Genomic DNA, 23,394 nt, shown 5'->3' on the forward strand with positions numbered 1-23,394 from the left:
GCGGGCGAGATCGCGGACGGCCTCCGATCGGTTCTCGTAATGGTGGGTGGCCATGAAGACGGCGAGTTCGGCGGCGAACTCGTCGGACATGCTGATGGTGACGCGCTCCATGGGGACCTGCGGCGTGTATGATGTTTGACGCTAGTTATCATACACAGAGGAAGGGGCAAGGTCCGACTGGGAAAGCTTTCGGCCTCGACAACGACACCGCCTTATCCGGTCGGGGCACCTCGCCTTCATGCGGCCAACCCGTTAAGACGATCCGTGACGCAGCATGGACCGTGCGGGCACGCCGGCCTGGCCGCATACCGAAGTGCCAACGGGGGTCTATCATGACAGATGTATTGAGCCTCACTGCGACCCAGGCCGCCCGGCTGATCCAGGATGGTCGGCTTCGCCCCGAGGCGCTGATGGACGCTTATCTCGACCACATCGCCCGCCGCGATCCCTCGGTGCTGGCGTTCGCCCATTTCGACCCCGCCCAGGCTGCGGCGGCAGCGGGTGCGGCAAAGGCGGGGCCGTTGCGGGGGATTCCGATCGGCGCGAAGGACGTGCTCGACACCGCCGACATGCCCAGCCAGTACGGGTCCCCCATCTGGGCCGGCTGGCAGCCGAAGGCGGACTCAGCCCCGGTCGCCTGGGCACGCGCGGCGGGGGGTGTCATCGTCGGCAAGACCGTCACCACCGAATTCGCGACCCGCGCCCCTGGGCCGACGCGCAACCCGGTCAACCCTGGACACACGCCCGGCGGGTCGTCTTCCGGCTCCGCGGCGGGCGTCGGGGCGGGGCTGTTCCCGCTCGCCTATGGCACGCAGACCGCCGGCAGCGTCATCCGTCCTGCCGCGTTCTGCGGCGTCGTCGGCTATAAGCCGACCTTCGGCACGATCAGCCGGATCGGCATGAAGATCATGGCCGACAGCCTGGACACGATCGGCGTCATGGCCCGGACCGTCGCCGATTGCGCGCTGTTCGCCTCCGCCGTCTCGGGCCGCGACCTGGGTGATCCGGACGCCAGGCCGTCGTCCAGCCCGCGCATCGGCATCTGCCAGTCGCCCGCCTGGTCCATCGCCCAGCCCGAGACCCGCAGCCTGCTGGAGCGCGTCGCCACCGCGCTCGGCAAGGCCGGCGCACAGGTCGCAACCCGCGAGCTGCCGCCGCTGTTCAACGGCCTGGTCGACGCCCATCCCATCGTCATGAACGCCGAAAGCGCCCGCGCTCTGGGCTGGGAACTCGCCCACCACGCCGACCTGCTGACCGAAGGCCTGCGTGAGCGCATGGGTTTCGGCCTGAGCCAGACCGAGGCAGCGCTCCGCAACGCCTACGACGTGTTCGAGACCACCCAGCGCGCTTTCCCGGACGCCATGGACGGGCTCGACATCCTGGTCACCCCGGCTGCCCCGGGGGAAGCGCCGAAGGGCCTGGGCTGGACGGGTGACCCGGCGTTCAACTCGATCTGGACGTCGCTGCACGTGCCCTGCGTCACGGTCCCGGCCGGGTCCGGACCGAACGGATTGCCGCTGGGCATCCAGGTCGTCGGTCGAGCAGGGGATGACAAGGCGGTGCTGGCCTGGGCCCGATGGGTCGAGGCGGCGATTGCCTGAAGGGCGGATATCGGAAGGACGGCCGCCGGACGCACCGACGATCCTGTTCGCGGGCGATCCGCACGGCAATTTCACCCCCATCCTGCGGGCCTGCGCCGACCTGCGGCCGGGCACGCTGATCGTCGTCGGCGACCTGGCCTGTCCGGCGCCGCTGGCCCATGTCTTCGCCCCGGCGATCGAAGCCGGCTGGTCGGTGCGCTGGATCCTGGGCAACCACGACACCGAGACCGAGACCGCCTTCGACCACCTGACCGGCCATGACGGCGACCTCGGCCATCGGGTGGAAACGATCGGCGGCCTGCGGTTCGCGGGCTTGCCGGGCGTGTTCCGGCCACGGGTGTGGGAGCCTCGGGACGGACCGGCTGCTTTCCGCACCCGCGCGGCGTTCCAGGCGGCGCTGCGTCCCAACGAGACCTGGCGCGGCGGGTTGCCGCTGTGGCACCGGGACACGCTTTTTCCCGAGGATTTCGACCGCCTGGCCGCCATGCGATGCGACGTGCTGGTCAGTCATGAGGCGCCGTCGAGCCACCCGCACGGCCATGGGGTGATCGACGACCTCGCCGCCGCCTGCGGGGCCAGGCTGATCGTGCATGGCCATCACCACCAGTCCTATGACGCGACGCTGCCCAACGGCATCCGGGTCCGTGGCCTGGGATTGGCGGAAACATGGTGCCTGGAGGTCGGCGGACTCTGACCGCGGTCCCGGCGGAGAGCCAGCCTTCACGCCGACGCCGAGCAGCGTTGCATACCCCCGCTTTCGCTTGGGGCCGCGTCTGGCGTAATAGGACTGCAAAGCGTCCAACCCGTAACGCCCGAGTGCCCCGTGACAGACATCGCCATCACCCGTACGACCTCGCCGAAGCAGACGCCGCCGGACGAGTCTCTTAGCTTCGGCAAGGTCTTCACCGACCATATGTTCCTGATGAACTATGAGGAGGGCAAAGGCTGGCACGACCCGCGGATCGTGCCTTATGCGCCGTTCACGCTGGATCCCGCCTGCTGCGTGCTGCACTACGGCCAGGGCATCTTCGACGGGCTGAAAGCCTTCCGCGGCCGTGACGGCCAGGTCCGCATCTTCCGCGGCCCCGACCATGCGCAGCGCCTCAACCGCTCGGCCCACTATCTGTGCATCCCGGAACTCGATCCGGCGCTGGTCGAGGAGTCCTTCCGTGCATTGGTGGAAGTCGATGAGCGCTGGGTCCCGTCGCTGGCCGGGACTTCGCTTTACATCCGCCCGACGGTCATCGCGACCGAGACCTTCCTGGGCGTGCATCCCTCGCATTCGTATCTGTATTTCGTGATCCTCTGCCCCGTCGGCGCTTACTACAAAGAGGGCATGAACCCGGTTCGCATCCTGGCGTCCGACCAGCACGTGCGGGCGGTGAAGGGCGGGCTGGGCGCGGCCAAGACGATGGCCAACTACGCCGCGTCCCTCTATGGCGCCGAGGAGGCGCAGAAGGCCGGCTACACCCAGGTGCTGTGGCTCGACGCGGTCGAGCACAAGTACCTGGACGAGGTCGGCACAATGAACATCATGATGCGGATCGGCGACGAAATCGTGACCCCGGCGCTGAACGGGGCGATCCTGGACGGCATCACCCGCCGGTCGACCCTGACCCTGCTGCGCGACTGGGGCTATCGGGTGTCCGAACGGCCGGTCTCGATCGATGAAGTCACCGCGGCGGCGAAGGCCGGGACGCTGGAAATGTGGGGCACCGGGACCGCGGCGGTGATCTCGCCGGTGGGCGAGCTTGGCTACAAGGGCGAGCGCTACGTGATCAACGGCGGCGTCACCGGCGCGCTGACGCAGAAGCTGTATGACACCATCATCGGGATCCAGTACGGCACCAGCAACGATCCGTATGGCTGGGCGAAGCCGGTTCGCCGGGGGTAACGTCCCGGTTCGCCGGTCGTCGCAACCGTCACGGCCCGGCTCGTCCGGGCCGTCTTCGTTCCTGGAGGCACGGGACGGCCCATGATCCGGATCAGCGAACTGAAGCTGCCGCTTGACCATCCGCCCGAGGCCCTTCGGGCGGCGGTGCTGGCGCGGCTTGGGCTCGCGGATGACAACCTTCTCGGCGTCGCCGTCGTCCGCCGCGGGTATGACGCGCGGCGGCGGTCCGCGATCTCCCTGGTCTATGCCGTCGATGCCGCGGTAAGGGACGAGGCGGCGGTGCTGGCACGGGATCCGTCGCTGCGGGTCGCGCCCGATACGACGTACCGCTTCCCGGTCCGAGCCGCCGACGCGCCCCGGCGGCCGGTGGTGATCGGCGCCGGTCCGTGCGGGCTGATGGCCGCGCTGACGCTGGCGGAGATGGGGTTCCGCCCGCTGATCCTGGAACGCGGCAAGCTGGTGCGGGAGCGCACGCGCGACACCTGGGGTCTCTGGCGCAGGTCGGTCCTGGCGCCGGAGTCCAATGTCCAGTTCGGCGAAGGCGGGGCGGGGACGTTCTCGGACGGTAAGCTCTATTCCGGCATCAAGGACCCGCGCCATCTCGGCCGCCGCCTGCTGCAGGTCTTCGTCGAATGCGGCGCGCCGGAGGAGATCCTGTGGTCCTCCAAGCCGCATATCGGCACCTTCCGGCTGGTCACCGTCGTCGAGGGCATCCGCGCGCGGATCGAAGCGTTGGGCGGGACTTATCGCTTCGGCACACGCGTCGAGGACCTTGTGCTCGGACCCGACCGCCATGTCCGGGGGCTGCTGCTGTCCGACGGTTCGACGCTGGAGGCGGATCATGTCGTGCTGGCCATCGGCCATTCCGCCCGCGACACCTTCGCCATGCTGCACGGGCAGGGGGTGGCGATGCAGGCCAAGCCGTTCTCCATCGGCGCGCGCATCGAGCATCCCCAGTCGCTGATCGATCGCGCCCGGTTTGGCGCGTTCGCCGGGCATCCGACGCTGGGGGCGGCGGATTACAAGCTGGTGCATCACGCGTCGAACGGGCGGTCGGTCTACAGCTTCTGCATGTGCCCCGGCGGGCGGGTGGTCGCGGCGACGTCGGAGGCCGGGCATGTCGCGACCAACGGCATGAGCCAGTATTCGCGCGCCGAGTTCAACGCCAATGCCGGGGTCGTGGTCGGCATCACGCCGGAGGCGGACTATCCCGGCGGGCCATTAGCCGGGATCGCGTTCCAGAGAGAGTGGGAGCGGCGGGCATTCCTGGCCGGCGGGTCGAGTTACGCGGCGCCGGCGCAGCGCGTGGGGGACCTGTTGGAGGGACAGGCATCCAGCGCGATGGGCGAGGTGACGCCCTCCTATCGCCCCGGCGTCACGCCCGCCGACCTCGCCGCCTGCCTGCCCGGTTTCGCGATCGAGGCGATCCGCGAGGCGCTGGGCCATTTCGCCCGCGACATCCCGGGCTTTGCCATGCACGACGCGGTGTTGACGGGCGTGGAGACGCGGACCTCGTCTCCGTTGCGCATCCTGCGCGGGGTGGGGGGCGAGAGCGTCAACACGCCCGGCTTGTTCCCCGGCGGCGAGGGGGCGGGATACGCGGGCGGCATTCTGTCGGCCGGGGTGGACGGGATCCGGGTGGCGGAGGCGGTGGCCTGTGCGATCACCGGGACGCCGGCGCCGGAGCGGATGACGCGGGGCGATGGGGTGGGGGTCTACGGGTAGCACCGAGGCCGCGCCTCTACCCCTCCATCCCGTCCCCTGTTACGCTTTTCCCTGAAATCCAAAGGGAACGTCACGACAAGCCATGCCGACCATCGACACAGCCGTCAACATCGACGACCTCAAGCGCATCGCCAGGCGCCGCCTGCCGAAGATCATGTTCGACTTCATCGAAGGCGGCGTGGAGGACGAAACCGGCCTGTCCGTCAATGCCCAGGCCTTTCGCAACACCCGCTTGGTCCCGCGCTATTACATCGACACCTCCAAGCGCGAGCAGACGGCCAAGATCCTGGGGCTGACCTTCAACGCCCCTTTCGGGATCGCCCCCACCGGCATGGCCGGCGCCTTCCGCAAGGACGCAGAGCTGTTCCTGGCCCAGGCGGCGCATGAGGCGAACATCCCGTACCTGATGTCCGGTGCCTCCAACGCGTCGATGGAGAAGGGGGTGAAGCTCGCCCCCAAGAACCTTTGGTACCAGATCTACGGCGCGCGCGACCGCAGCTTTCAGCTCGACCTCGTGAAGCGGGCGGTCGATTGCGGCCTGACGACGATTGCGGTCACCTGCGACGTGCCCGTCAGCTCGAACCGGGAGCGGAACCGTCGCAACGGCTTCGTGCGCCCGATCCGGATGACGCTGCCCACGATCCTGGAAGCGATGCTGCACCCCGGCTGGGTCATCAACTACTACCGCGACGGCGGCCTGCCGATGCTGGGCAACTGGGAGAAATACGCTGCGGCCGGCTCGACGGCTGACCAGGTGGCGGACATGTTCGCCAAGCAGACCCCGGACGCCAGCCAGACCTGGAAGGACCTGGAGGCGATCCGCAACGCCTGGCCCGGCAAGCTGCTGGTGAAGGGGATCATGCACCCCGAGGATGCCCGCATCGCCACCGGCATGGGCGTCGACGGTATTATCGTTTCCAACCATGGCGCCAGGCAGTTGGACAACATGCCCAGCTCGCTGGAGATGCTGCCGCTGATACGGAATGCGGTGGGACCGGATACGGCGCTGCTGCTGGACAGCGGCGTGCGCCGCGGGTCCGATATCGTGGCGGCGCTGTGCATGGGCGCGGATTTCGTGCTGACCGGCCGCGCCACGCTGTATGGCGCGACGGCCGGCGGCCTGGCAGGCGTGAAGAAGGCCGTGTCGATCTTGCAACGGGAAATCGACCTCGTCCTTGGCCAGATCGGCGCCCCCAACCTGGATGCGCTGGGGCCGCATTATCTGCTGGAGACGGTGAAGGCCGAGGAGGAACGCCGGAACTCCGGCGCGATGGCGCGGCGGTAGGGAAGGAACGACCCTCCCTTTCACATCGAGATCGAGAATCCGCCGTCCACCGGGATTGCCGTCCCGGTCACGAAGTCTGACGCCTTGCTGGCCAGGAACGCACCGATCCCCGCCATGTCGTCCGGGGTGCCCCAGCGGCCTTGGGGCGTGCGCGTCTCGACGCTGGCATGCAGCCCGTCCACCTGCTCCCGAGCGCGCTTGGTCAGGTCGGTGTCGATCCAGCCGGGCAGCACGGCGTTGACCTGGATGTTGTCCTTCGCCCAGGCCGTCGCCATCGCGCGCGTCATCTGCACGATGCCGCCCTTGGATGCCGCATAGGCCGTGGCGAACGGTGCGCCGAACAGCGACATCATCGAGCCGATGTTGATCATCTTGCCGCCACCCTGGCGCAGCATCGCCGGATAAGCGGCTTGCGAGCAGAAGAACGCGCTGGTGAGGTTGGTGTCCAGCACGTGGTGCCATTCGGCCTCGGAAAAATCCTGAGGCGGCTTGCGGATCGACGTCCCGGCGTTGTTCACCAGGATGTCCACGCGGCCAAATTGTTTCTCGGCCGATGCGATCAGCGCCTCGCAGGTGGCCTTGTGCGTGACGTCGCCGGCGACGAACCCGGCCTGCGCACCCATGCCCCGCAGCGTCGCCAGGGCTTCCTCGGCCTTCGCCTCGTTCCGGCCGGCGATGACGATGGTGGCGCCCAGGGAGGCGATGCCGCGCGCCATCCCCAGCCCGATGCCGCCATTCCCGCCGGTGACAACAGCGACTTTGCCCTTGAGGTCAAAGAGATTCATGACACGGCCTTCCTTCCCGATGCGCTTGGCCGGCAATCTGCGGGCAAGGACGCCGCGGTGCAAGCGCCGCTCCTCACGCGCCGTTCGTCATGAGCCGTTCGTCATGAGCCGACTTGGGGCATGACCTCCGTGGCGAAGCGCTGCAAAAGCTCGACGGTTTCGCTGATGGACTGACCGCGGAAGTCGAAGATCAGCTCATGCACCCCGATGGCGGCAAATCCGCGGATGTCGCCGGCGATCTCCTCCGATCTGCCGGAGAAGCTGCGGCGCGTGCCGTCACGGTCGGAGACCGCGGTGTCATACAGCGGCGCCTTGTAGGAGATGGTCAGCGCGGAGAAATCCCGACCCTCGGCTTCGGTCAAGCGCTTCAGCGTGTCGAGGTGCGCGCGCATCTCCTCGGGTGGCAGCGGTGAGGCGGCGATGGCGCCCACCGGGTGCCAGCCGTCGCCGAACCTGGCGGTGCGACGCAGGGCCGCCCGCGAATGACCGCCGACCCAGATTGGCGGATGCGGTTTTTGCAGTGGAAACGGTTCCGCCTTGACATCGGCAAAACTGTAGAATTCGCCCGAGAAACTGGCCGGCGACCGACTCCAGAGCTGCTTGAAGATCGCGATCCACTCGTCCGTCACGGCGCCGCGCCGATCGAAGGGCGGACTTTCCAGTGCCTCGAACTCCTCCTTCAGCCAGCCCACGCCGACGCCCAACGTCACGCGCCCTCCGGACAGGACGTCCAGAGAGGCGACCATCTTCGCCGTCAGCACCGGGTTCCGGTACGGCAGCACCAGGACCGACGTCACCAGCCGCAGCCGTTCGGTCGCGCCGGCGACCACGCCCAGGATCGAGAACGTTTCCAGCGCATCGCCGCCGCCCGGATGCTTGCGGTCGAGCGTGTAGGGGTAGACGGAATCGCTCTGCGCCGGAAAAACGATGTGGTCGGCGATCATGGCGGAGTGCAGGCCAAGCCGCTCGCCTTCGCGCGCGAGCGTGAGGATTCCGTCACGGGTGGCGGTGGGGCCGCGGGTGGGCAGATAGAAGCCGTAGCGCATGGATGGTTCCTCCCGGGCCGGGAGCGTATCCGGATTTGCCTCGCCGCGACAGTTCAGCCGCGATTGCGGAGCTTCGGGTCGAGTTCGTCGCGCAGCGCGTCGCCGAACAGGTTGATGCCCAGTACCGAGAGCATGATGGCCACGCCAGGGCAGATGGCGATCCATGGGGCGCTGGTCGCGTATTCCTCGGCGCCGCCTTGCAGCATCAGGCCCCAGGCCGGCACGGGCTCCTGCACGCCGAGGCCCAGATAGGACAGCGACGCTTCCGCCAGGATCGCCTGTCCGACGAAGGCGGTGATCATGATCAGGAACGGCGCCACGACGTTGGGCACCATATGGCGCAGGATGATCCGAGCATGGCCGTAGCCGGCGGTTCGGGCGGCGTCGATATACGGTACCTCCCGGATTGCCAGGGCGGAGGCGCGGACGACGCGGGCGCAGCGCGGGATCAGGGGGATGGTGATGGCGACGATGACGTTGTGCACGCCGGTGCCGAAGATCGAAACGACGGCCAGCGCCATGATGATCAGCGGGAAAGCCATCATGATGTCGAAGATCCGTTGCAACACCAGATCGACAAGGCCGCCGAAATAGGCGCTGGCCACACCCAGCACCAGACCCAGCGCGCCGCCGACCAAGGCGGAGGACAGGCCGACGATCATCGCGGTGCGGGCGCCGAAGATGATCCGCGACAGCAGATCCCGCCCGAACTGGTCCGTCCCCAGCCAATGCGCCCAGCTCGGCGCCTCGGTCATCGCGGAGAAATCGTTGCTGGTGGGACTATAGGGCGCGATCAGGTCCGCGGCCAGGCCGCAGAACGCCATGACGAACACGATCACCAGGCCGAATGTCCCCAGACGTTCGCGACGGCAAAATCCCAGCATTTTCGGCCAGAACCGGCCGGTTGCGTCGGGGGTCTCCAGGGCTGTGGCTGACATCGGCGGCCTCCGGTCAGGCGAAGCGGATGCGTGGGTCGAGCCAGCCATACAGCAGGTCGACCAAAAGATTGGTCAGCACGAAAATGGCGACCGTCAGCATCACCAGCGCCTGGGTCAGCGTGTAATCCTGGTTCTGCACGGCCTGGACGAACAATCGGCCGACGCCGTTGAGGTTGAAGACCTGTTCGGTGACGACGAGCCCGCCGATCAGGAACGCGAACTCGATCCCGATCAGCGTCACCACCGGCAGCAGCGCGTTCTTCAGTGCGTGCCGGTTGACGATGATCTTGTTGATCATCCCCTTGGCCCGCGCGGTGCGGATGTAATCCTCCCGCATCACCTCCAGCATCGCGGAGCGGGTCATGCGCATGCTGACGGCCGCGTAACGATAACCGACGGTGACGGCGGGCAGGACCGCCATCGACAGATTGCGGATCGGGTCCTTCCAGATCGGCACGTAGTCGATCGGCGGCATCCAGGGCGTGCCCGTGATGGCATTGGTGATGTCGAGCATCAGCAGGATCGCCAGGATGCCGATCCAGAACGACGGCGTGGCGATCCCGCCGATGGCGAAGACCCGGACGGCGTAGTCCAGCCAGGTATTCTGCTTCAGCGCCGATATCGCTCCCAGCGGGATGGCGATAGAGATCGCGACGACCGTCGCCAGGATCGCGATCTCCAGCGACAGCGGCAGGCGGGCGGCGATTTCCACCGTGACGGGCTTGCCGGACCACATCGACGTACCAAAATCCAGGCGGCAAAATCCCCAGAGGAAATCGAGGAACTGCAGCCAGACCGGGCGGTCCAGCCCCAGCTCCGCATGGCAGGCGGCGAGGGCGCGCGGATCGTAGCTTCCGCCGCCGGAGCCAAGGCGTACAGCACAGATGTCGCCGGGGATCAGCCGCATCAGCAGGAACACCAGGGCGGCGGCCCCAAGCAGGGTGGGGATGACCAGGAGGATTCGTTTCAGGATATATGACCGCATCTATTTATCCAGCCATATGTTCGCCAGATCCTGGTTCAGGTAATGGCTGGGACTGATCTTCCAGCCTTTGACATAGGACCGCATCGGCACGATGCGATACCACCAGGTCACCATGAGCTGATGCGCGCCCACATCGATCGTCTGACGCTCATATTCCCGCATCAGCACGCGTGCCTTGGTCATGTCGGTCTCGCGCAGCATCTGGTCATAGAGCTGCACCTGCACCGGATCCTTGTGATACGCGAAGTTCTCGCTGTAGCGATCATGCGGCAGGTAGCGGCCGACATCGGCGATCGGATTGACGATGTTCTGGCAGTTGGCTTCCAGCGCGACGCTGAAGTCGCCTCGCCGCATCGTGTCCAGCCATGGGCCGGTCGGGACGACCTTCTGCGTCACCTTGACGCCGATCTTGCTGAACTGGTCCACCAGCCAGGTGCCGACGATCAGATAGGGCTGGTCGACATTGCGGTTCAGCATCTCGAACGACAGGTTCTCCTGTCCCGCCTCCTTCAGCAGACGCCGTGCCTCTGCTCTCGATTTCTCGATGTCGGGCCAGTAGCCGGGGAGTTTCTCCAGTTCTTCCTTCGTCGCGGCGAGAGGGGAATCGGGAAAGACGATGCCGCCGACGGTGCGCACGGTGGCGATCTTCGACAACGCAGGCGCGCCATGCCACTGGTCGATCGCCAGGAACAGCGCCCTGCGCACCCGCACATCGTCGAACGGCGGACGGCTGTTGTTGGGCGTCAGGACGTTGCCGCAGTTCCAGTCGCTTTCCTGCACCGTGATCTTGTCGCCGAGTTCCTTCACCAGTTGATCGCGCGCCGACGGCGGCAATCCCCGGAACTCCAGAGCTGCCCGGTCGGCCCTGATGGCGTCGACGCGCACGGCCTGCTTCGGGGCGAAGATCGCAACGAAACCATCCAGGTAGGGCTGGCCGGGATGATAGTAGTCGGGATTGCGGACGCCCTTGATGGACTGGCCAATCTCATAGCTTTCCAGCTTGAACGGACCGGAGCCCATGATGTGCTTCTCGTACCAGTGCATATCCTTGTCGAGGATTGCCTTGGAATAGATGAAACCATATGGGTCGGCGAGGGCCGGCAGGAACGACAGCGTGGCGAACTTCAGCCGGAAGATCACGGTGGTATCGTCCGGGTCCTCGATCTTGTCGACCATGACGAAGTTGTTGGCGCGGGCGCTGGAAACGCCGGGCGGCGGGCTGACGATCTTGCGCCAGCTTGCCGCCACGTCGTGCGCCGTCAGCGGCGTGCCGTCATGGAATTTGACGCCCTGCCGGATCTTGAACGTGTAGGTCAGGCCGTTATCGGTGGGTTGGGGCATCTCCGTGCACAGGTCGCAGACGAAGTCCGTGGTGGAGGCGGGGTCGTCGGGGTTCACCCGTATCAGCACGCTATAGAACGGCGCCGTCGCGTGCAGTACCGCATACGTCGTCTCCCGATGCCCATCCAGGCTCGGCCCCCCATCCGCAGGGATCATATAAGTCAGTATACCGCCGCGCTTGGGCTCGTCGGATGCGGGCGCCGAGGTTCCGCAGGTGATCGCGAACATGACGGCCAGCGCTGCCGCCATTGGCATCTTGAACCGCATTCATCCACTCCCTGTAACAGTTTTTTGTTTTGATACTCTTTTTAGACGTTGACTTCGCTGCAGGCGACGACGTGGCCTGGCAGTACCTCCCTCGGTTCGGGCCGCGTGCGCGCACAGCTTGGCACCGCGATCGGACAGCGCGGATGGAAGACGCAGCCGGATGGCGGATTGATCGGGCTTGGGACTTCCCCTTGCACGGGGCGGAAGACGCGACCCCGTTCCACCGTCGGATCAGGTGTCGGCACCGCGGCCAGCAGCGCCTGCGTGTAGGGATGCAGGGGCGTATCGAACAGCGTGTCGCAGTCCGCCATTTCGACGATGCGGCCCAGATACATCACCGCAACGCGCTGGCACAGATGGCGGACCACCGACAGGTCGTGCGCGATGAACAGATAGGTCAGTCCGAATTCCGCGCGCAAGTCTTCCAGCAGGTTGACGATCTGGGCCTGGATCGAAACGTCCAGGGCCGAAACGGGCTCATCACAAACGATGAATTCCGGTTTCAGGGCGAGAGCCCGAGCGATGCCGACGCGCTGGCGCTGGCCGCCGGACATTTCGTGAGGATAATGGTCGGCGAACCTCGGGTTCAGCCCGCAGATCGACAACAGCTCCCGGACCCGAGCGGTGCGCTTGGCTTTGTCAGGCTCGATACCGTGGACCTTCATCGGTTCGGCGATGATGGCGCCGACTGTCATCCGGGGGTTCAGCGAGCTGTACGGATCCTGGAAAATCACCTGGATGCGTCGGCGGAACGCCAGCAGATCGTTGCGATCCAGCGCAGCGAGATCGATGCCGTCGAAGATGACCTCGCCCGACGTCGGACGTTCCAGCCGCAGGATGCACCGGCCGGTCGTTGTCTTGCCGCAACCGCTTTCGCCGACGAGTCCCAGCGTCTCACCCTTCCGCACCGTGAAGTCGACGCCGTCGACGGCCTTCACCTCGCCGACGGCACGGCGGGCGACCACCCCTTCGGCAATCGGGAAATGCATGTGCAGCGCTTTGACTTCCAGCAGCGGGCGCATGGGGGTCACCGGCGTGCTCATGCCGCGGCCCCGGTTTCCACGCCGATCTCCGCGGCCCGGAAGCACGCGGCGACGTGGCCGGCTTCGCCGACCCCGGTCAGCGCGGGTCGTGCGTCCGCGCAGGCCGGCACGGCGAAGCGGCAGCGCTGGCGGAACGCGCATCCGTGGTCGAGCCGGGTCAGATCGGGCGGCTGGCCCTCTACCGGCTCCAGCCGCGCCTGGCGCGGGCGATCGAGGCGCGGGACGGACCGCAGCAGGGCCATCGTGTAGGGGTGGCGCGGATCATGGTAGATGGCCGCGGCGGGGCCGGATTCGACGATACGGCCGGCATACATCACATTCACCCGCTGCGCGTAGCGTGCGACGACGCCAAGGTTATGCGTGATGATGATCAAGGCGATGTTCAGCCGCTGCGTCAGTTGTTTCATCAATTCCAGGATCTGCGCCTGAATCGTGACGTCGAGCGCGGTGGTCGGCTCATCGGCGATGACCAGCTTCGGTTCGCAGGCCAGGGCCATGGCGATCATGATGCGCTGCCGCATGCCGCCGGAAAGCTGGTGCGGGTACTGCTTCAATCGCCGTCGCGGATCGGAAATCCCCACAAGCCCCAGCAGTTCCTCCGCTCGGGCACGCGCAGCGGAGGGTGAAGCGTTGCGGTGTTGTTCAAGGACTTCGGTGATCTGCCTGCCAATTGTCAATACCGGGTTCAACGACGTCATCGGTTCCTGGAACACCATTCCGATATCGCCGCCGCGTACCAGGCGCATGGCATCTTCCGGCAGTTTCAGCAGGTCGCGGCCATCGAACCTGATCTCGCCCGAGACGATCCGTCCCGGCGGATCGGGGATCAGGCGCAGGATGGACATCGCGCCAACGGATTTGCCCGATCCGCTTTCGCCGACGATGGCGACGGTTTCGCCCGCATCGACGGTATAGCTGATCCCATCGACAGCGCGTACAATTCCGGCACCGGAGCGGAACTCGGTGTGCAAGTCACGGATGGCAAGGAGTGGCGACAACGGCTCGCTCCCTAGACGTTTCGATGAAGCCTCAGTTTATTCGTTTTCTGATGATGACATACGGGAGCGGAGAGAGCGCTGTCAATCACGCTCTGCGCGCTTCGTGGATGGCCGAAACACGACCTGAAGGCGCCAGGCAGGCGCCTTTTGTCCTGGTAGCCGAAGCTTCGCCGTCCGCGCCTCGCGGTGCGGGTGAGAAGGAGGGTGTGGACGGTGGGCCTTCGGCCACCAGGACGAGAAGGGCGCCCGCGCCGGACGAAAGAGGGGCCCCGATCAGTGCCCGCGCAGGATCTGGCTGAGGAACAATTTCAGGCGATCCGTCTGCGGGTTTTCGAACATTTCGGCCGGCGGACCGCTTTCCACGATCTCGCCGCGGTCCATGAACACCACCCGATCCGCGACCTGCCGCGCGAAGCCCATTTCGTGCGTGACGCAAACCATGGTCATGCCGGTTTCCGCCAGGCCGATCATGGTATCCAGCACCTCCTTGATCATCTCGGGGTCCAGGGCGCTGGTCGGCTCGTCGAACAGCATGATCTTCGGCTTCATGCAGAGCGCCCGGGCGATGGCGACGCGCTGCTGCTGGCCGCCGGATAGTTGCCCGGGATACTTCTTTGCCTGTTCGGGGATCTTCACCCGCGACAGGTATTCCATTGCCAGCGTCTCGGCCTCGGCCTTGGGCATCTTGCGGACCCAGATCGGCGCCAGGGTACAGTTCTCCAGGATCGTCAGGTGCGGGAACAGGTTGAAGGACTGGAACACCATCCCGACCTCCCGCCGGATCGTGTCCAGGGATCGCAGGTCATCGGTCAGCTCCGTGCCGTCGACGATGATCTGGCCTTCCTGGTGCGTCTCCAGTCGGTTGATGCAGCGGATCATCGTCGACTTGCCGGAGCCGGACGGCCCACAGACGACGACGCGCTCCTTCTCCATCACGGTCAGCGACACGTCACGCAGGACGTGCATCGCGCCGTACCATTTGTTCACTTTGTCCAGGATGATTGCGGGTGCGACCATTACGCTCTCCTCAGCGGGTACGGGCGCGGCTGAGGTCGCGCTCCAGGTTGCGGCTGTATCTCGACATGGCGAAGCAGAAGACGATGTAGATGATGGCGAGGCCGATATAGACCTCGGTGGAGAAGCTTTGCCAGGGCGGGTCGCTCAAGGCGACCTTGCCCATGGTCAGCAGGTCGAACAGGCCGATGATCAGCACCAGGGACGTGTCCTTGAAGAATCCGATGAAGGTGTTGACGAGGGGCGGGATGACCAGCCGCAGCGCCTGCGGCAGGATGATGAAACCGGTCTTCTGCCAATAAGACAGACCCAGCGCGTCGGCGGCCTCGGTCTGGCCTTTGGGAAGGGCCTGCAGGCCGCCGCGCACCACCTCGGCCAGATAGGCGCCGGCGAACAGGATGAAGGCGATCTGCGCGCGCAGCAGCTTGTCGACGTTGATCCCCGCCGGCATGAACAGGGGGAACATCACCGAGGCCATGAACAGGACCGAGATCAGCGGCACGCCGCGGATCAACTCCACGTAGATGACGCACAGCACCTTGACCGCCGGCAGCTTGGTCGACCGTCGGCCCAGCGCGACCAGCACCGAGAGCGGGAAGGCGAAGGCAAGGCCGAAGGTCGCCAGGATCAGGGTGATCGGCAGCCCACCCCAGTAGTCTTCCGATACAGCCGCCAGGCCGAACACGCCGCCCCACATCAGGATGCCGACGACGGTCAGGGTGATGACCCAGATCAGCGCCAGTTCCTTGCGCCAGAAACGGCGCATGGCCGAAACGACGTAAAGGCCGACGAACAGCAGCACGACGATCGCCGGCCGCCATTGCTGGTCGTAGGGATAGCGGCCGAACAGGATCAGCCGGTACTTGTCGCTCCAGACCGCCCAGCAGGCACCGATGCCTTTCGCGTTCTGGCAGACCGACGTATCCGCTATCCCGTTGGCCGAATAGGGCACCGACCAGATCGCGTGGACCACGCCCCATTCGACCAGGGCGAAGACGACGCGGACGATGACATAGCCCAGCGCCAGCGTGACGGCGGTCGACCAGACCGATCCGAACAGACTGGTCCGCGCCCAGCCAAGGATGCCGACGGACCCGATGGGCGGACGCTCGCGCGGAGCGAGGGACGGGCCGGAGGCCGCGACGCTCGTGCTCATGGCCTAGCGCTCCACCAGCGCGATATGCGCGTTGTACCAGTTCATGAACAGGCTGATCGACAGGCTGATGACGAGGTAAACGGCCATGATGACGGCGATGCCCTCGATCGCCTGGCCGGTCTGGTTCAGCGTCGTGTTGGCGACCGAAACGATGTCCTGGTAGCCGATCGCGACCGCCAGGGAGCTATTCTTGGTCAGGTTGAGGTATTGGCTGGTCAGCGGCGGGATGATCACCCGCAACGATTGCGGCAGGATGACCTTGCGCATGACCTCACCGTTGCGCAGCCCCAGTGCGTTCGCCGCCTCCCACTGGCCTTTCGGCACCGCGAGGATGCCGGACCGGACGATCTCGGCGATGTAGGAGGCGGTGTAGGTGACAAGGCCCAGCAGGAGCGCGAAATATTCCGGACTGAGCGTGATGCCGCCCTGGAAATTGAAGCCGCGCAGGACGGGATAATCGACCGTAAACGGTTCACCCATGACGGCCCAGACCAGGAGCGGCAGGCCTGCCAGCAGAAGCAGCGCGATGGGCCAGGTTGCGGGGCGAACGCCGGTCGCGTCCTGCTTGCGATCGGCGTAGCGGCCCCACAGGATTGTCCCGCAGAGGCCAATCAGGAACGCAACCGCCGCCGCCGTATGCGCCGGTTGCCAATCCAGCTCCGCCAGGCGCATGCCGCGATTGGTGAGATACAAGGCGTTGCCCAGGTGCAGCGCCTGTCGAGGCGCGGGCAGTCCCTGCAGGATCGTGTACCAGAATAGAAGCTGCAGCAGCAGCGGGATGTCGCGCAGCGTCTCGACATAGAAGGCGGCCAGCTTCGCCAGCAACCAGTTGGTCGACAGCCGGCCGATGCCGATCAACGTACCGAGGATGGTCGCCAGCACCACCCCCACCGCCGCCACTTTGATCGTATTCAACACCCCGATCAGCAGCGCTCGGCCGTAGGTGTTCACCGCAGGGTTGTAGGGCAACAGGGACTCGCCGATCGGAATGCCGGCGATACGACCCAGGAACGCGAAACCGGTAGCGATATGACGGGCGTCGAGGTTGGCGATGGTGTTGCTGATCAGATACCAGGCAATCAGCGCGACGGCGCCAACGATCACCACCTGCCAAACGGTGGCGCGGAAACGCGGGTCGCTCCAGGACAGGCGCATGCGCCTTTTCGGCGCCGCGCGGGCGCCGACGAGGCGCGGGTCGGCGACTGTTTGGGACATCAGGCGGTGAGCTCCCCTGGGTTGGCTCGCTGTTTCTGCAATAACGGGGCCATTGGCGATGCGTCGTTCGCAATGCTGTTGCAGCGTGACTGTGCTTCGGATCGTCCCGCGGATCAATGGAAAGCTGATCGCCAGCAGGGCGCGGCCAAACCGCGGATGACCATCGCCAATCAGGTACCGGGGCGCTATGGGTTCGTCTCGAAAACTTGGAGGAACGTCGCCATGGATGCGCCCTCTTACGCGCCGCTGATGCCGCCCGAGACGCGGCGCGTCCATATCCTGAAGCAGCTTGAGCGCAAGCTGCTGTGGCTGTCAGCCTGGATGATCCACAATGCCAACCATATCCGGCCCAACCGGGACGGGCTGAAGGTCGGCGGGCATCAGGCGTCGTGCGCGTCCTGCATCTCGATCCTGGCCGCACTGTATCTGGATGTGGCGCGGCCGCAGGACCGGATCGCGATCAAGCCGCATGCCGGCCCGGTGTTTCACACCATGAACTACCTGTTCGGCCGCCAGACGCGAGAGAAGCTGGCCTCCCTGCGCCAGTTCGGCGGCATCCAGCCCTATCCGTCCCGTGTCAAGGATGGGGCGGAGGTCGATTTCTCCACCGGTTCCGTCGGCTTGGGCGTGGCGATGACCAGCTTCTCGGCGCTGATCGCCGATTACACCCGACTGCACGGGCTTGGCCGCACCGATCTGCCGGCAGGCCGGCACATCGCCGTCGCCGGCGACGCCGAGTTGGATGAGGGCAACATCTACGAGGCGTTGCTGGAGGGCTGGAAGCACGACGTCCGCAACGTCTGGTGGATCGTCGACTACAACCGCCAGAGCCTCGACAGCGTCGTGCCCGACCGGCTGTTCGGCCGGATCGAGGGCCTGTTCCGCGATATGGGCTGGAACTGCGTCACCATCAAATACGGCCGCAAGCTGCAGGCCGCCTTCGCGCGGGAAGGGGGCGAAGCGTTGCGCGCCTGGATCGACGACTGTCCCAACAGCCTGTATTCCGCGCTGACCTTCCAAGGCGGCGCCGCGTGGCGCGCGGCGTTGTTGTCGGACCTGGGGCGGTCCAAGGCGCGCGCGATCATCGATGAGCTGAACGATGAGGAACTCGGCGCCCTGATGACCAACCTCGGCGGTCACGACATCGAAACCCTGATCGAGACCTTCAAGGCCGCTGATGCCGACGGCGACCAGCCGACCTGTTTCATTGCGTACACGATCAAGGGCATGGGCCTGCCCTTCGCCGGCCACAAGGACAACCATGCCGGGCTGATGTCGAAGGAGCAGATGGAGCAGTTCCGTCATGAGCTGGGCATCCGTCCGGGCCACGAATGGGATCCGTTCGAGGGTCTGGACGTTCCGGAAGACGAACTGAGCGCCTTCCTGGCACAGGCCCCGTTCGGCACGCCTCTGACGCCGGAGGGCCGGAAGCTTTCCGCGCCGATCGTCGCCATCCCGCCGACACTGCCGCTGCCGAAACTGGCGGGACGGAAAATGTCCACGCAATCGGGGTTCGGCGAGATCCTGGCGGAGATCGGGCGCGGGCAGGGCGAGTACAAGGACCTTGCCGCCCATATCATGACGACGTCGCCGGACGTGACGGTGTCGACCAACCTGGGACCGTGGGTGAACCGGCGCGGCATCTTCGATCGTCACACACGAAACGACGTATTTCGCGACGCCAAGCTGGCCTCGGCGCAGCGCTGGGGCATGTCGCCGAAAGGCCAGCACGTGGAGCTTGGCATCGCCGAACAGAACCTGTTCCTGCTGTTGGGCGCCGCCGGCCTCGCGCCTTCGATGACCGGCGCCAGGCTGTTGCCGATCGGCACCGTGTACGACCCCTTCGTCAATCGCGGGTTGGATGCGCTGATCTACGCCTGTTACCAGGACGCGCGCTTCCTGCTCGTTTCGACCCCGTCCGGCCTGACGCTGGCGCCCGAGGGCGGCCAGCACCAGTCCGTCAACACCCCGCTGATCGGCATGGCCGCCGACCGGCTGGCGTCGTTCGAGCCGGCGCATGTCGACGAACTGGGCATCCTGCTGCGCCATGCGTTCGAACTGATGCAGCGTCCCGACGGATCGGCGGTGTGGCTGCGCCTGTCCACGCGGGCCCTGCAGCAGCCGCAGCGGACGTTGGACGCCAATGCCGTGATCGCCGGCGCCCACTGGGCAGTCCCGCCACAGCCCGGCGCTCGGATTGCCCTCGCTTACCAGGGGGCCATCGCACCGGAGGCCGAGGAAGCGTTCGCGGTGCTGCGGGAGGAAGACCCGGCCGCCGGCCTGCTGGCCATCACTTCGGCCGACCGGCTGCATGCCGACTGGCTGGACGCCCAGAAAGCGCGACGAGCAGGGGACCGGAGCGCAGCGGCCCATGTCGAGCGGATCCTGGCGCCGCTGGCTCCGGGAGCCGCGCTGGTGACCATCCTGGACGGACACCCGGCAACCCATGCCTGGCTTGGCGGCGTGCGGGGGCACCGGGTGGTGCCGCTGGGGGTCGACCACTTCGGGCAGGGGGGCGACATCCCGGATCTGTACAGGGAGTACGGACTGGATACCGACGCGGTGCTGGACGCCTGCGCGCAGGCGATGCTGGGGTAGCGTCCGGCCGCGTCAGTCCCGCCGATACGCCGCGCGCGTCAGCAGCCAGCCCGCCGCGGCATCCAGGTCCGGTTCCACCCCCAGCCCAGGCGAGTCCGGCAACGGGAACGCCCCGTCCCGCACCCGGGGAAAGGGCCGAGCCAGCGCCTCGCGCAGCGGGTTCTCCATCACGTCGTGCTCCAGCATCCCCGGACCGCCGACGGCGGCCAGCACCTGGGCGGCGGCGAGCAGGCCGAGGCCGCTGCCCAGCCAGTGCGGGCAATAGGACCGTCCCGCCGCGACCGCCCGGCGTCCCACGGCGTAAGCCCCGGTCAGCCCACCCCATTTCAGCATGTCCGGCTGCACCACGCCGTGATGGCCGTTGTTGATCAGCGCGGCGAAGTTTTCATAGCCCATCACGTTCTCGCCGCCCGCCAGCGGGACCGGGGACAGCATCGCCAGTTCCGCCCATTCGGCGGCGGGGCGGTCGGCCGGGATCGGTTCCTCGATGAACCCCAGCCCATACGCCCCCAACCGAGGCACCGCGCGGCGGGCCTCAGGCAGGTCCCAGCCCTGGTTGGCATCGACCATCAGCCGCTCCCCGGTCCGCAGGTCGCGGGCCAGGCCGGAGACCGTACGTATATCGGTCTCGGTCCCGAACGCGACCTTGACCTTGAAGGCGCGGAAGCCTGCGTCGCGACAGCGGGCGACCGTGTCGGCCGCGGTGTCCGGGTTCAGGCCGCTGGCATAGGCCGGCACCGTGTTCCGTACATCGTCCCCGGCCAACAGCGCCCGCAACGGCTTGCCGGCGCGGCGTGCGGTCAGGTCCCACAGCGCCAGGTCCATGCCGGCGATGCAGGCAGCGAACGGCCCTGGCTCTCCGCCTTGGCTGGCCCAGCGCGAAGTCCGGGCGGTCAGGTCGTGCCAGGCGTCGGATGGGTCCGCATAGGTGCCGGTCAACGCGGCGGGGGCGATCACCGTCTCGAACAGGCGCATCTTGTTGTCGGCGCTGTAGGGCGGGAAATTGCACCAGACCTCGCCCCAGCCATGGGCGCCGTCCGTGTCCTCGATCCGCAGAAGCAGGGCGCTGCGGCGGGGGATGCTGCCGAAGGACGTCTTCACCGGCTCCTTCACATCGGCGCGGAACAGGAAGGTTTCGATCCGAGCGAGCTGAAGGGGCATGGCGGTTCCTCCTGTTGCGGGGCTGGGCGCGCCCGTACGGGGGATTACCATCGGCGTGGTGGGCCCGATAACGATTCATCGCGATAGGGCTTATCTCAAACAGCGATAGCCCACGCGTCAGAACGCCAGCAGGTTATCCCGGAACTGCGCGTGGCTGTATTGCGTCCGCACCAGTCCGCGCTGCTGCAGTGCCGGCACCAGGCCGTCCGTGATTTCCGCGACGCTCTTGCGGCTGACATTCGGCAGCGCGATCAGGAAGCCGTCACCGCCGACTTCCTCCATGATCTCGCCCATCTGAGCGGCGACGGAGTCCGGTGTCCCCACCAGGTCCACCGATCCGCCCATGCTGCTGAAGGCGATCACCGCCTCGCGCAAGGTCGTGCCACCGGCCTTGCGGATGAAGTTGTACAGGCTCGACTGGTGTCCGTTCGTCGTCAGCTCTCCGACCGGGGCGTCCCAGTCATGGGTCGAGAAATCCAGATTCGTCGTCCAGCCGATCTGCGCCATGCAGCGTTCCAGGTTGTTGGCTGCCCAGACCGCCCGCTGATCCGCTCTTTCCCTGGCCTCCCGCTCCGTATCGGCGACGATCGGATAGGCCATGAACAGGACCTTGCAGGAAGACGGATCGCGGCCGAACGCCTTCATGTGGGTGGTGATCTCGGCGCGATACGTCTTCATCGCCTCCACCCCCTTGGGGTGCGCCACGATCGTATCGGCATAGCGCGCCGCGATTGCTCGGCCCTTGGCCGACCCGCCGGCCTGGGCGATCACCGGCCGCCCTTGCGGTGCCGGGCCGGAGTTCAGCGGACCGCGGCTGGCGTAGTATTGGCCCTTGTAGTCGATCGTGTGGACCTTCTCCGGGTCGATCAGCACGCCGCTCTGCCGGTCCGCGACGATGGCGCCGGGGTCCCAGCTATCCCACAGCTTGGTGACGATCTCGATGTATTCCGCTGCCATCTCGTAGCGGGTGTCGTGCTCCGGCAGCCGGTCCAAGCCGAAATTCTGTCCCGAGAAGTCGGAGCTGCCGGTCACCATGTTCCAGCCGGCTCGCCCGTCGGAGACCTGGTCCAAAGTGCCGACGATGCGGGCAGTCAGGTATGGATGATAGGCAAACGTGGACAGGGTCGGCACGATCCCCAGCCGGGACGTCGCGGCGGCCATCAGCGTGGCGACCACCGTTGGTTCCTGCCGCGGCACCGACATGCCGTTCTTCAGGAAGATATCGCGTTTGTTCTGCCAGTTCTGGCCGACATAGATGGAGTCCTCCAGCAGCAGGTAGTCGAAGCCGGAGCGCTCGATATTGCGCGCCAGGTCGACGAACATGCCGGCCGACATCCACTCCTCGCTGATATTGCCGGTCCAGTTGGCGCCCCAGGCCTGGATGCTGGAGCCCTGGAGGAACCAGGCGAGGTGGAACGGACTGACGCTCATTGCGATGACCCATGACCGGTTGGACGAATGCCCCGGGCCAAGCAACCGCTGGGCCACGTGGGGCACCGGCGTCGATTTCTCCGTGGCGGGCGTAGGCCCGTCCGCCCCGTTTATCACCATCGCAACGTGCGGGCGGGCGACCCTCTGGCCGCGTCAGTTGGAGGCTTGCCGGGACCCGAAGCCCAGGAAGCCGGCGCTGGGTTGCGGAGCACCGCCGTCATTGGCCCAGAGCTTCGGCGCCGCGATCGGCTTTTCCGCGATAATCTGCGACGCCTTCGCGGGCGCACGCCGGGTGCGGGCGACGGGTGTCGGGGCGGACGAAGACTTGCCGGTCGCGAGCACCGGGGTGCCTTGTCCGGCGTTTCGCCCGGCGCTTCGCGGCGCCTGATCGCCGTCTTCGCCCCGCAGCGACAGCAGGAGGAAGGAGATATCGTTGCGGCCGAGATCGACCGACAGTTCCATCGGCGTCATGCCCAGGACATTGCGGGCATCCAGGTCGGCGCCGCGGTTCAGGGCGTCCCGAGCGGCAGCGATGTCGCCGCGGTCGATGGCGTCGAAAAGGGCGTCGTTGGGGCTCATATCGCTGGCCGCATGGGTGGCCGGAGCCGCCGGCTGGCGCGCTTTCGCACCGGGGATCCCCGATGGTTCGGCGGGCGCGGGCTTCTGCGCCGGCTTGGCGCCGTCACCATTTTGCAGCACGCCTCCAGGCAATCCACCCGCTCCCCCGACGACACCGAATTGCGCCCATGCGCCGTTCCACGTGGCCGTGGAGGCAAAGGCGGCGATCACGAGAACTAGGCCGTGGCGGCGGATCAATGGGTGCATAGGCGTGTCCCATACCGGTCGGGCGGCCCCGACTCAATCACTGTCTTGTCTCCCAACCAGACTCGCGGCGTCCGGTTGCATCGGGT

19 protein-coding genes are annotated in these 23,394 nt (G+C 66.6%); 6 read left to right on the forward strand and 13 right to left on the reverse strand.

The window, feature by feature from the left end:
• Nucleotides 1–332: 332 nt before the first annotated feature.
• From VHB27_RS15120 to VHB27_RS15140, 5 genes are all read left to right on the forward strand, one after another.
• Nucleotides 333–1,601, forward strand: a complete 1,269-nt coding sequence (locus VHB27_RS15120; protein WP_325601868.1) for an amidase — start codon at nt 333–335, stop codon at nt 1,599–1,601.
• Entirely contained in the window at nt 1,594–2,295 is a 702-nt protein-coding gene (locus tag VHB27_RS15125; RefSeq protein ID WP_325601870.1) for a metallophosphoesterase family protein, read from the forward strand. Before VHB27_RS15120 ends, VHB27_RS15125 begins: the two co-directional genes overlap by 8 nt.
• Nucleotides 2,296–2,424: 129 nt before the next feature.
• On the forward strand, nt 2,425–3,495 hold the full coding sequence (locus tag VHB27_RS15130) for a branched-chain amino acid aminotransferase (protein ID WP_325601872.1): 1,071 nt from the start codon (nt 2,425–2,427) through the stop codon (nt 3,493–3,495).
• 81 nt (nt 3,496–3,576) lie between these two features.
• Nucleotides 3,577–5,220 carry an NAD(P)/FAD-dependent oxidoreductase gene (locus VHB27_RS15135; RefSeq protein WP_325601874.1) on the forward strand — a complete coding sequence of 548 codons (1,644 nt, stop codon included), beginning with the start codon at nt 3,577–3,579 and terminating at the stop codon, nt 5,218–5,220.
• Between the two features lie 82 nt (nt 5,221–5,302).
• The gene (locus VHB27_RS15140) at nt 5,303–6,505 is read left to right on the forward strand and encodes an alpha-hydroxy acid oxidase (protein WP_325601876.1); all 1,203 of its coding nucleotides are present in this window, start codon (nt 5,303–5,305) and stop codon (nt 6,503–6,505) included.
• Between the two features lie 20 nt (nt 6,506–6,525).
• Here the strand turns inward: VHB27_RS15140 and VHB27_RS15145 are convergent, their stop codons facing one another.
• The 10 genes from VHB27_RS15145 to VHB27_RS15190 form a co-directional block, all read right to left on the reverse strand.
• Nucleotides 6,526–7,290, reverse strand: a complete 765-nt coding sequence (locus VHB27_RS15145) for an SDR family NAD(P)-dependent oxidoreductase (protein WP_325601878.1) — start codon at nt 7,288–7,290, stop codon at nt 6,526–6,528.
• Nucleotides 7,291–7,391: 101 nt separating this feature from the next.
• Complete coding sequence (locus VHB27_RS15150) at nt 7,392–8,336, reverse strand: LLM class F420-dependent oxidoreductase (RefSeq protein WP_325601880.1); 945 nt, start codon at nt 8,334–8,336, stop codon at nt 7,392–7,394.
• Between the two features lie 53 nt (nt 8,337–8,389).
• A complete protein-coding gene (locus tag VHB27_RS15155) occupies nt 8,390–9,274 on the reverse strand; it encodes an ABC transporter permease (protein ID WP_325601882.1) in 885 nt (294 codons plus the stop codon).
• 13 nt (nt 9,275–9,287) lie between these two features.
• Nucleotides 9,288–10,259, reverse strand: coding sequence for an ABC transporter permease (locus VHB27_RS15160; RefSeq protein WP_325601884.1), 972 nt, complete (start codon nt 10,257–10,259; stop codon nt 9,288–9,290).
• Nucleotides 10,260–11,867, reverse strand: coding sequence for an ABC transporter substrate-binding protein (locus VHB27_RS15165; protein WP_325601886.1), 1,608 nt, complete (start codon nt 11,865–11,867; stop codon nt 10,260–10,262).
• Nucleotides 11,868–11,908: 41 nt separating this feature from the next.
• The gene (locus VHB27_RS15170) at nt 11,909–12,910 is read right to left on the reverse strand and encodes an ABC transporter ATP-binding protein (protein WP_325601889.1); all 1,002 of its coding nucleotides are present in this window, start codon (nt 12,908–12,910) and stop codon (nt 11,909–11,911) included.
• Entirely contained in the window at nt 12,907–13,908 is a 1,002-nt protein-coding gene (locus VHB27_RS15175) for an ABC transporter ATP-binding protein (protein ID WP_325601891.1), read from the reverse strand. Before VHB27_RS15175 ends, VHB27_RS15170 begins: the two co-directional genes overlap by 4 nt.
• A 273-nt stretch (nt 13,909–14,181) precedes the next feature.
• The gene (locus tag VHB27_RS15180; RefSeq protein WP_325601893.1) at nt 14,182–14,925 is read right to left on the reverse strand and encodes an amino acid ABC transporter ATP-binding protein; all 744 of its coding nucleotides are present in this window, start codon (nt 14,923–14,925) and stop codon (nt 14,182–14,184) included.
• A gap of 10 nt (nt 14,926–14,935) precedes the next feature.
• Nucleotides 14,936–16,078, reverse strand: coding sequence for an amino acid ABC transporter permease (locus VHB27_RS15185; RefSeq protein WP_325601896.1), 1,143 nt, complete (start codon nt 16,076–16,078; stop codon nt 14,936–14,938).
• Between the two features lie 3 nt (nt 16,079–16,081).
• Nucleotides 16,082–17,293, reverse strand: coding sequence for an amino acid ABC transporter permease (locus VHB27_RS15190; RefSeq protein WP_325601898.1), 1,212 nt, complete (start codon nt 17,291–17,293; stop codon nt 16,082–16,084).
• Between the two features lie 222 nt (nt 17,294–17,515).
• Here VHB27_RS15190 and VHB27_RS15195 point away from each other — a divergent pair, with 222 nt between their 5' ends.
• Nucleotides 17,516–19,891, forward strand: a complete 2,376-nt coding sequence (locus VHB27_RS15195; protein ID WP_325601900.1) for a 1-deoxy-D-xylulose-5-phosphate synthase N-terminal domain-containing protein — start codon at nt 17,516–17,518, stop codon at nt 19,889–19,891.
• Nucleotides 19,892–19,903: 12 nt separating this feature from the next.
• Here VHB27_RS15195 and VHB27_RS15200 read toward each other — a convergent pair whose 3' ends face one another.
• From VHB27_RS15200 to VHB27_RS15210, 3 genes are all read right to left on the reverse strand, one after another.
• Nucleotides 19,904–21,052: a mandelate racemase/muconate lactonizing enzyme family protein gene (locus VHB27_RS15200; RefSeq protein ID WP_325601902.1), complete on the reverse strand. Its 1,149-nt coding sequence runs from the start codon at nt 21,050–21,052 to the stop codon at nt 19,904–19,906.
• Nucleotides 21,053–21,169: 117 nt separating this feature from the next.
• Complete coding sequence (locus VHB27_RS15205; RefSeq protein WP_325601904.1) at nt 21,170–22,483, reverse strand: NtaA/DmoA family FMN-dependent monooxygenase; 1,314 nt, start codon at nt 22,481–22,483, stop codon at nt 21,170–21,172.
• A 153-nt stretch (nt 22,484–22,636) separates the two neighbouring features.
• Complete coding sequence (locus tag VHB27_RS15210) at nt 22,637–23,308, reverse strand: hypothetical protein (protein ID WP_325601906.1); 672 nt, start codon at nt 23,306–23,308, stop codon at nt 22,637–22,639.
• Nucleotides 23,309–23,394 lie beyond the last annotated feature (86 nt).

Source organism: Rhodopila sp., assembly GCF_035548235.1.
GTDB lineage: Bacteria > Pseudomonadota > Alphaproteobacteria > Acetobacterales > Acetobacteraceae > Rhodopila.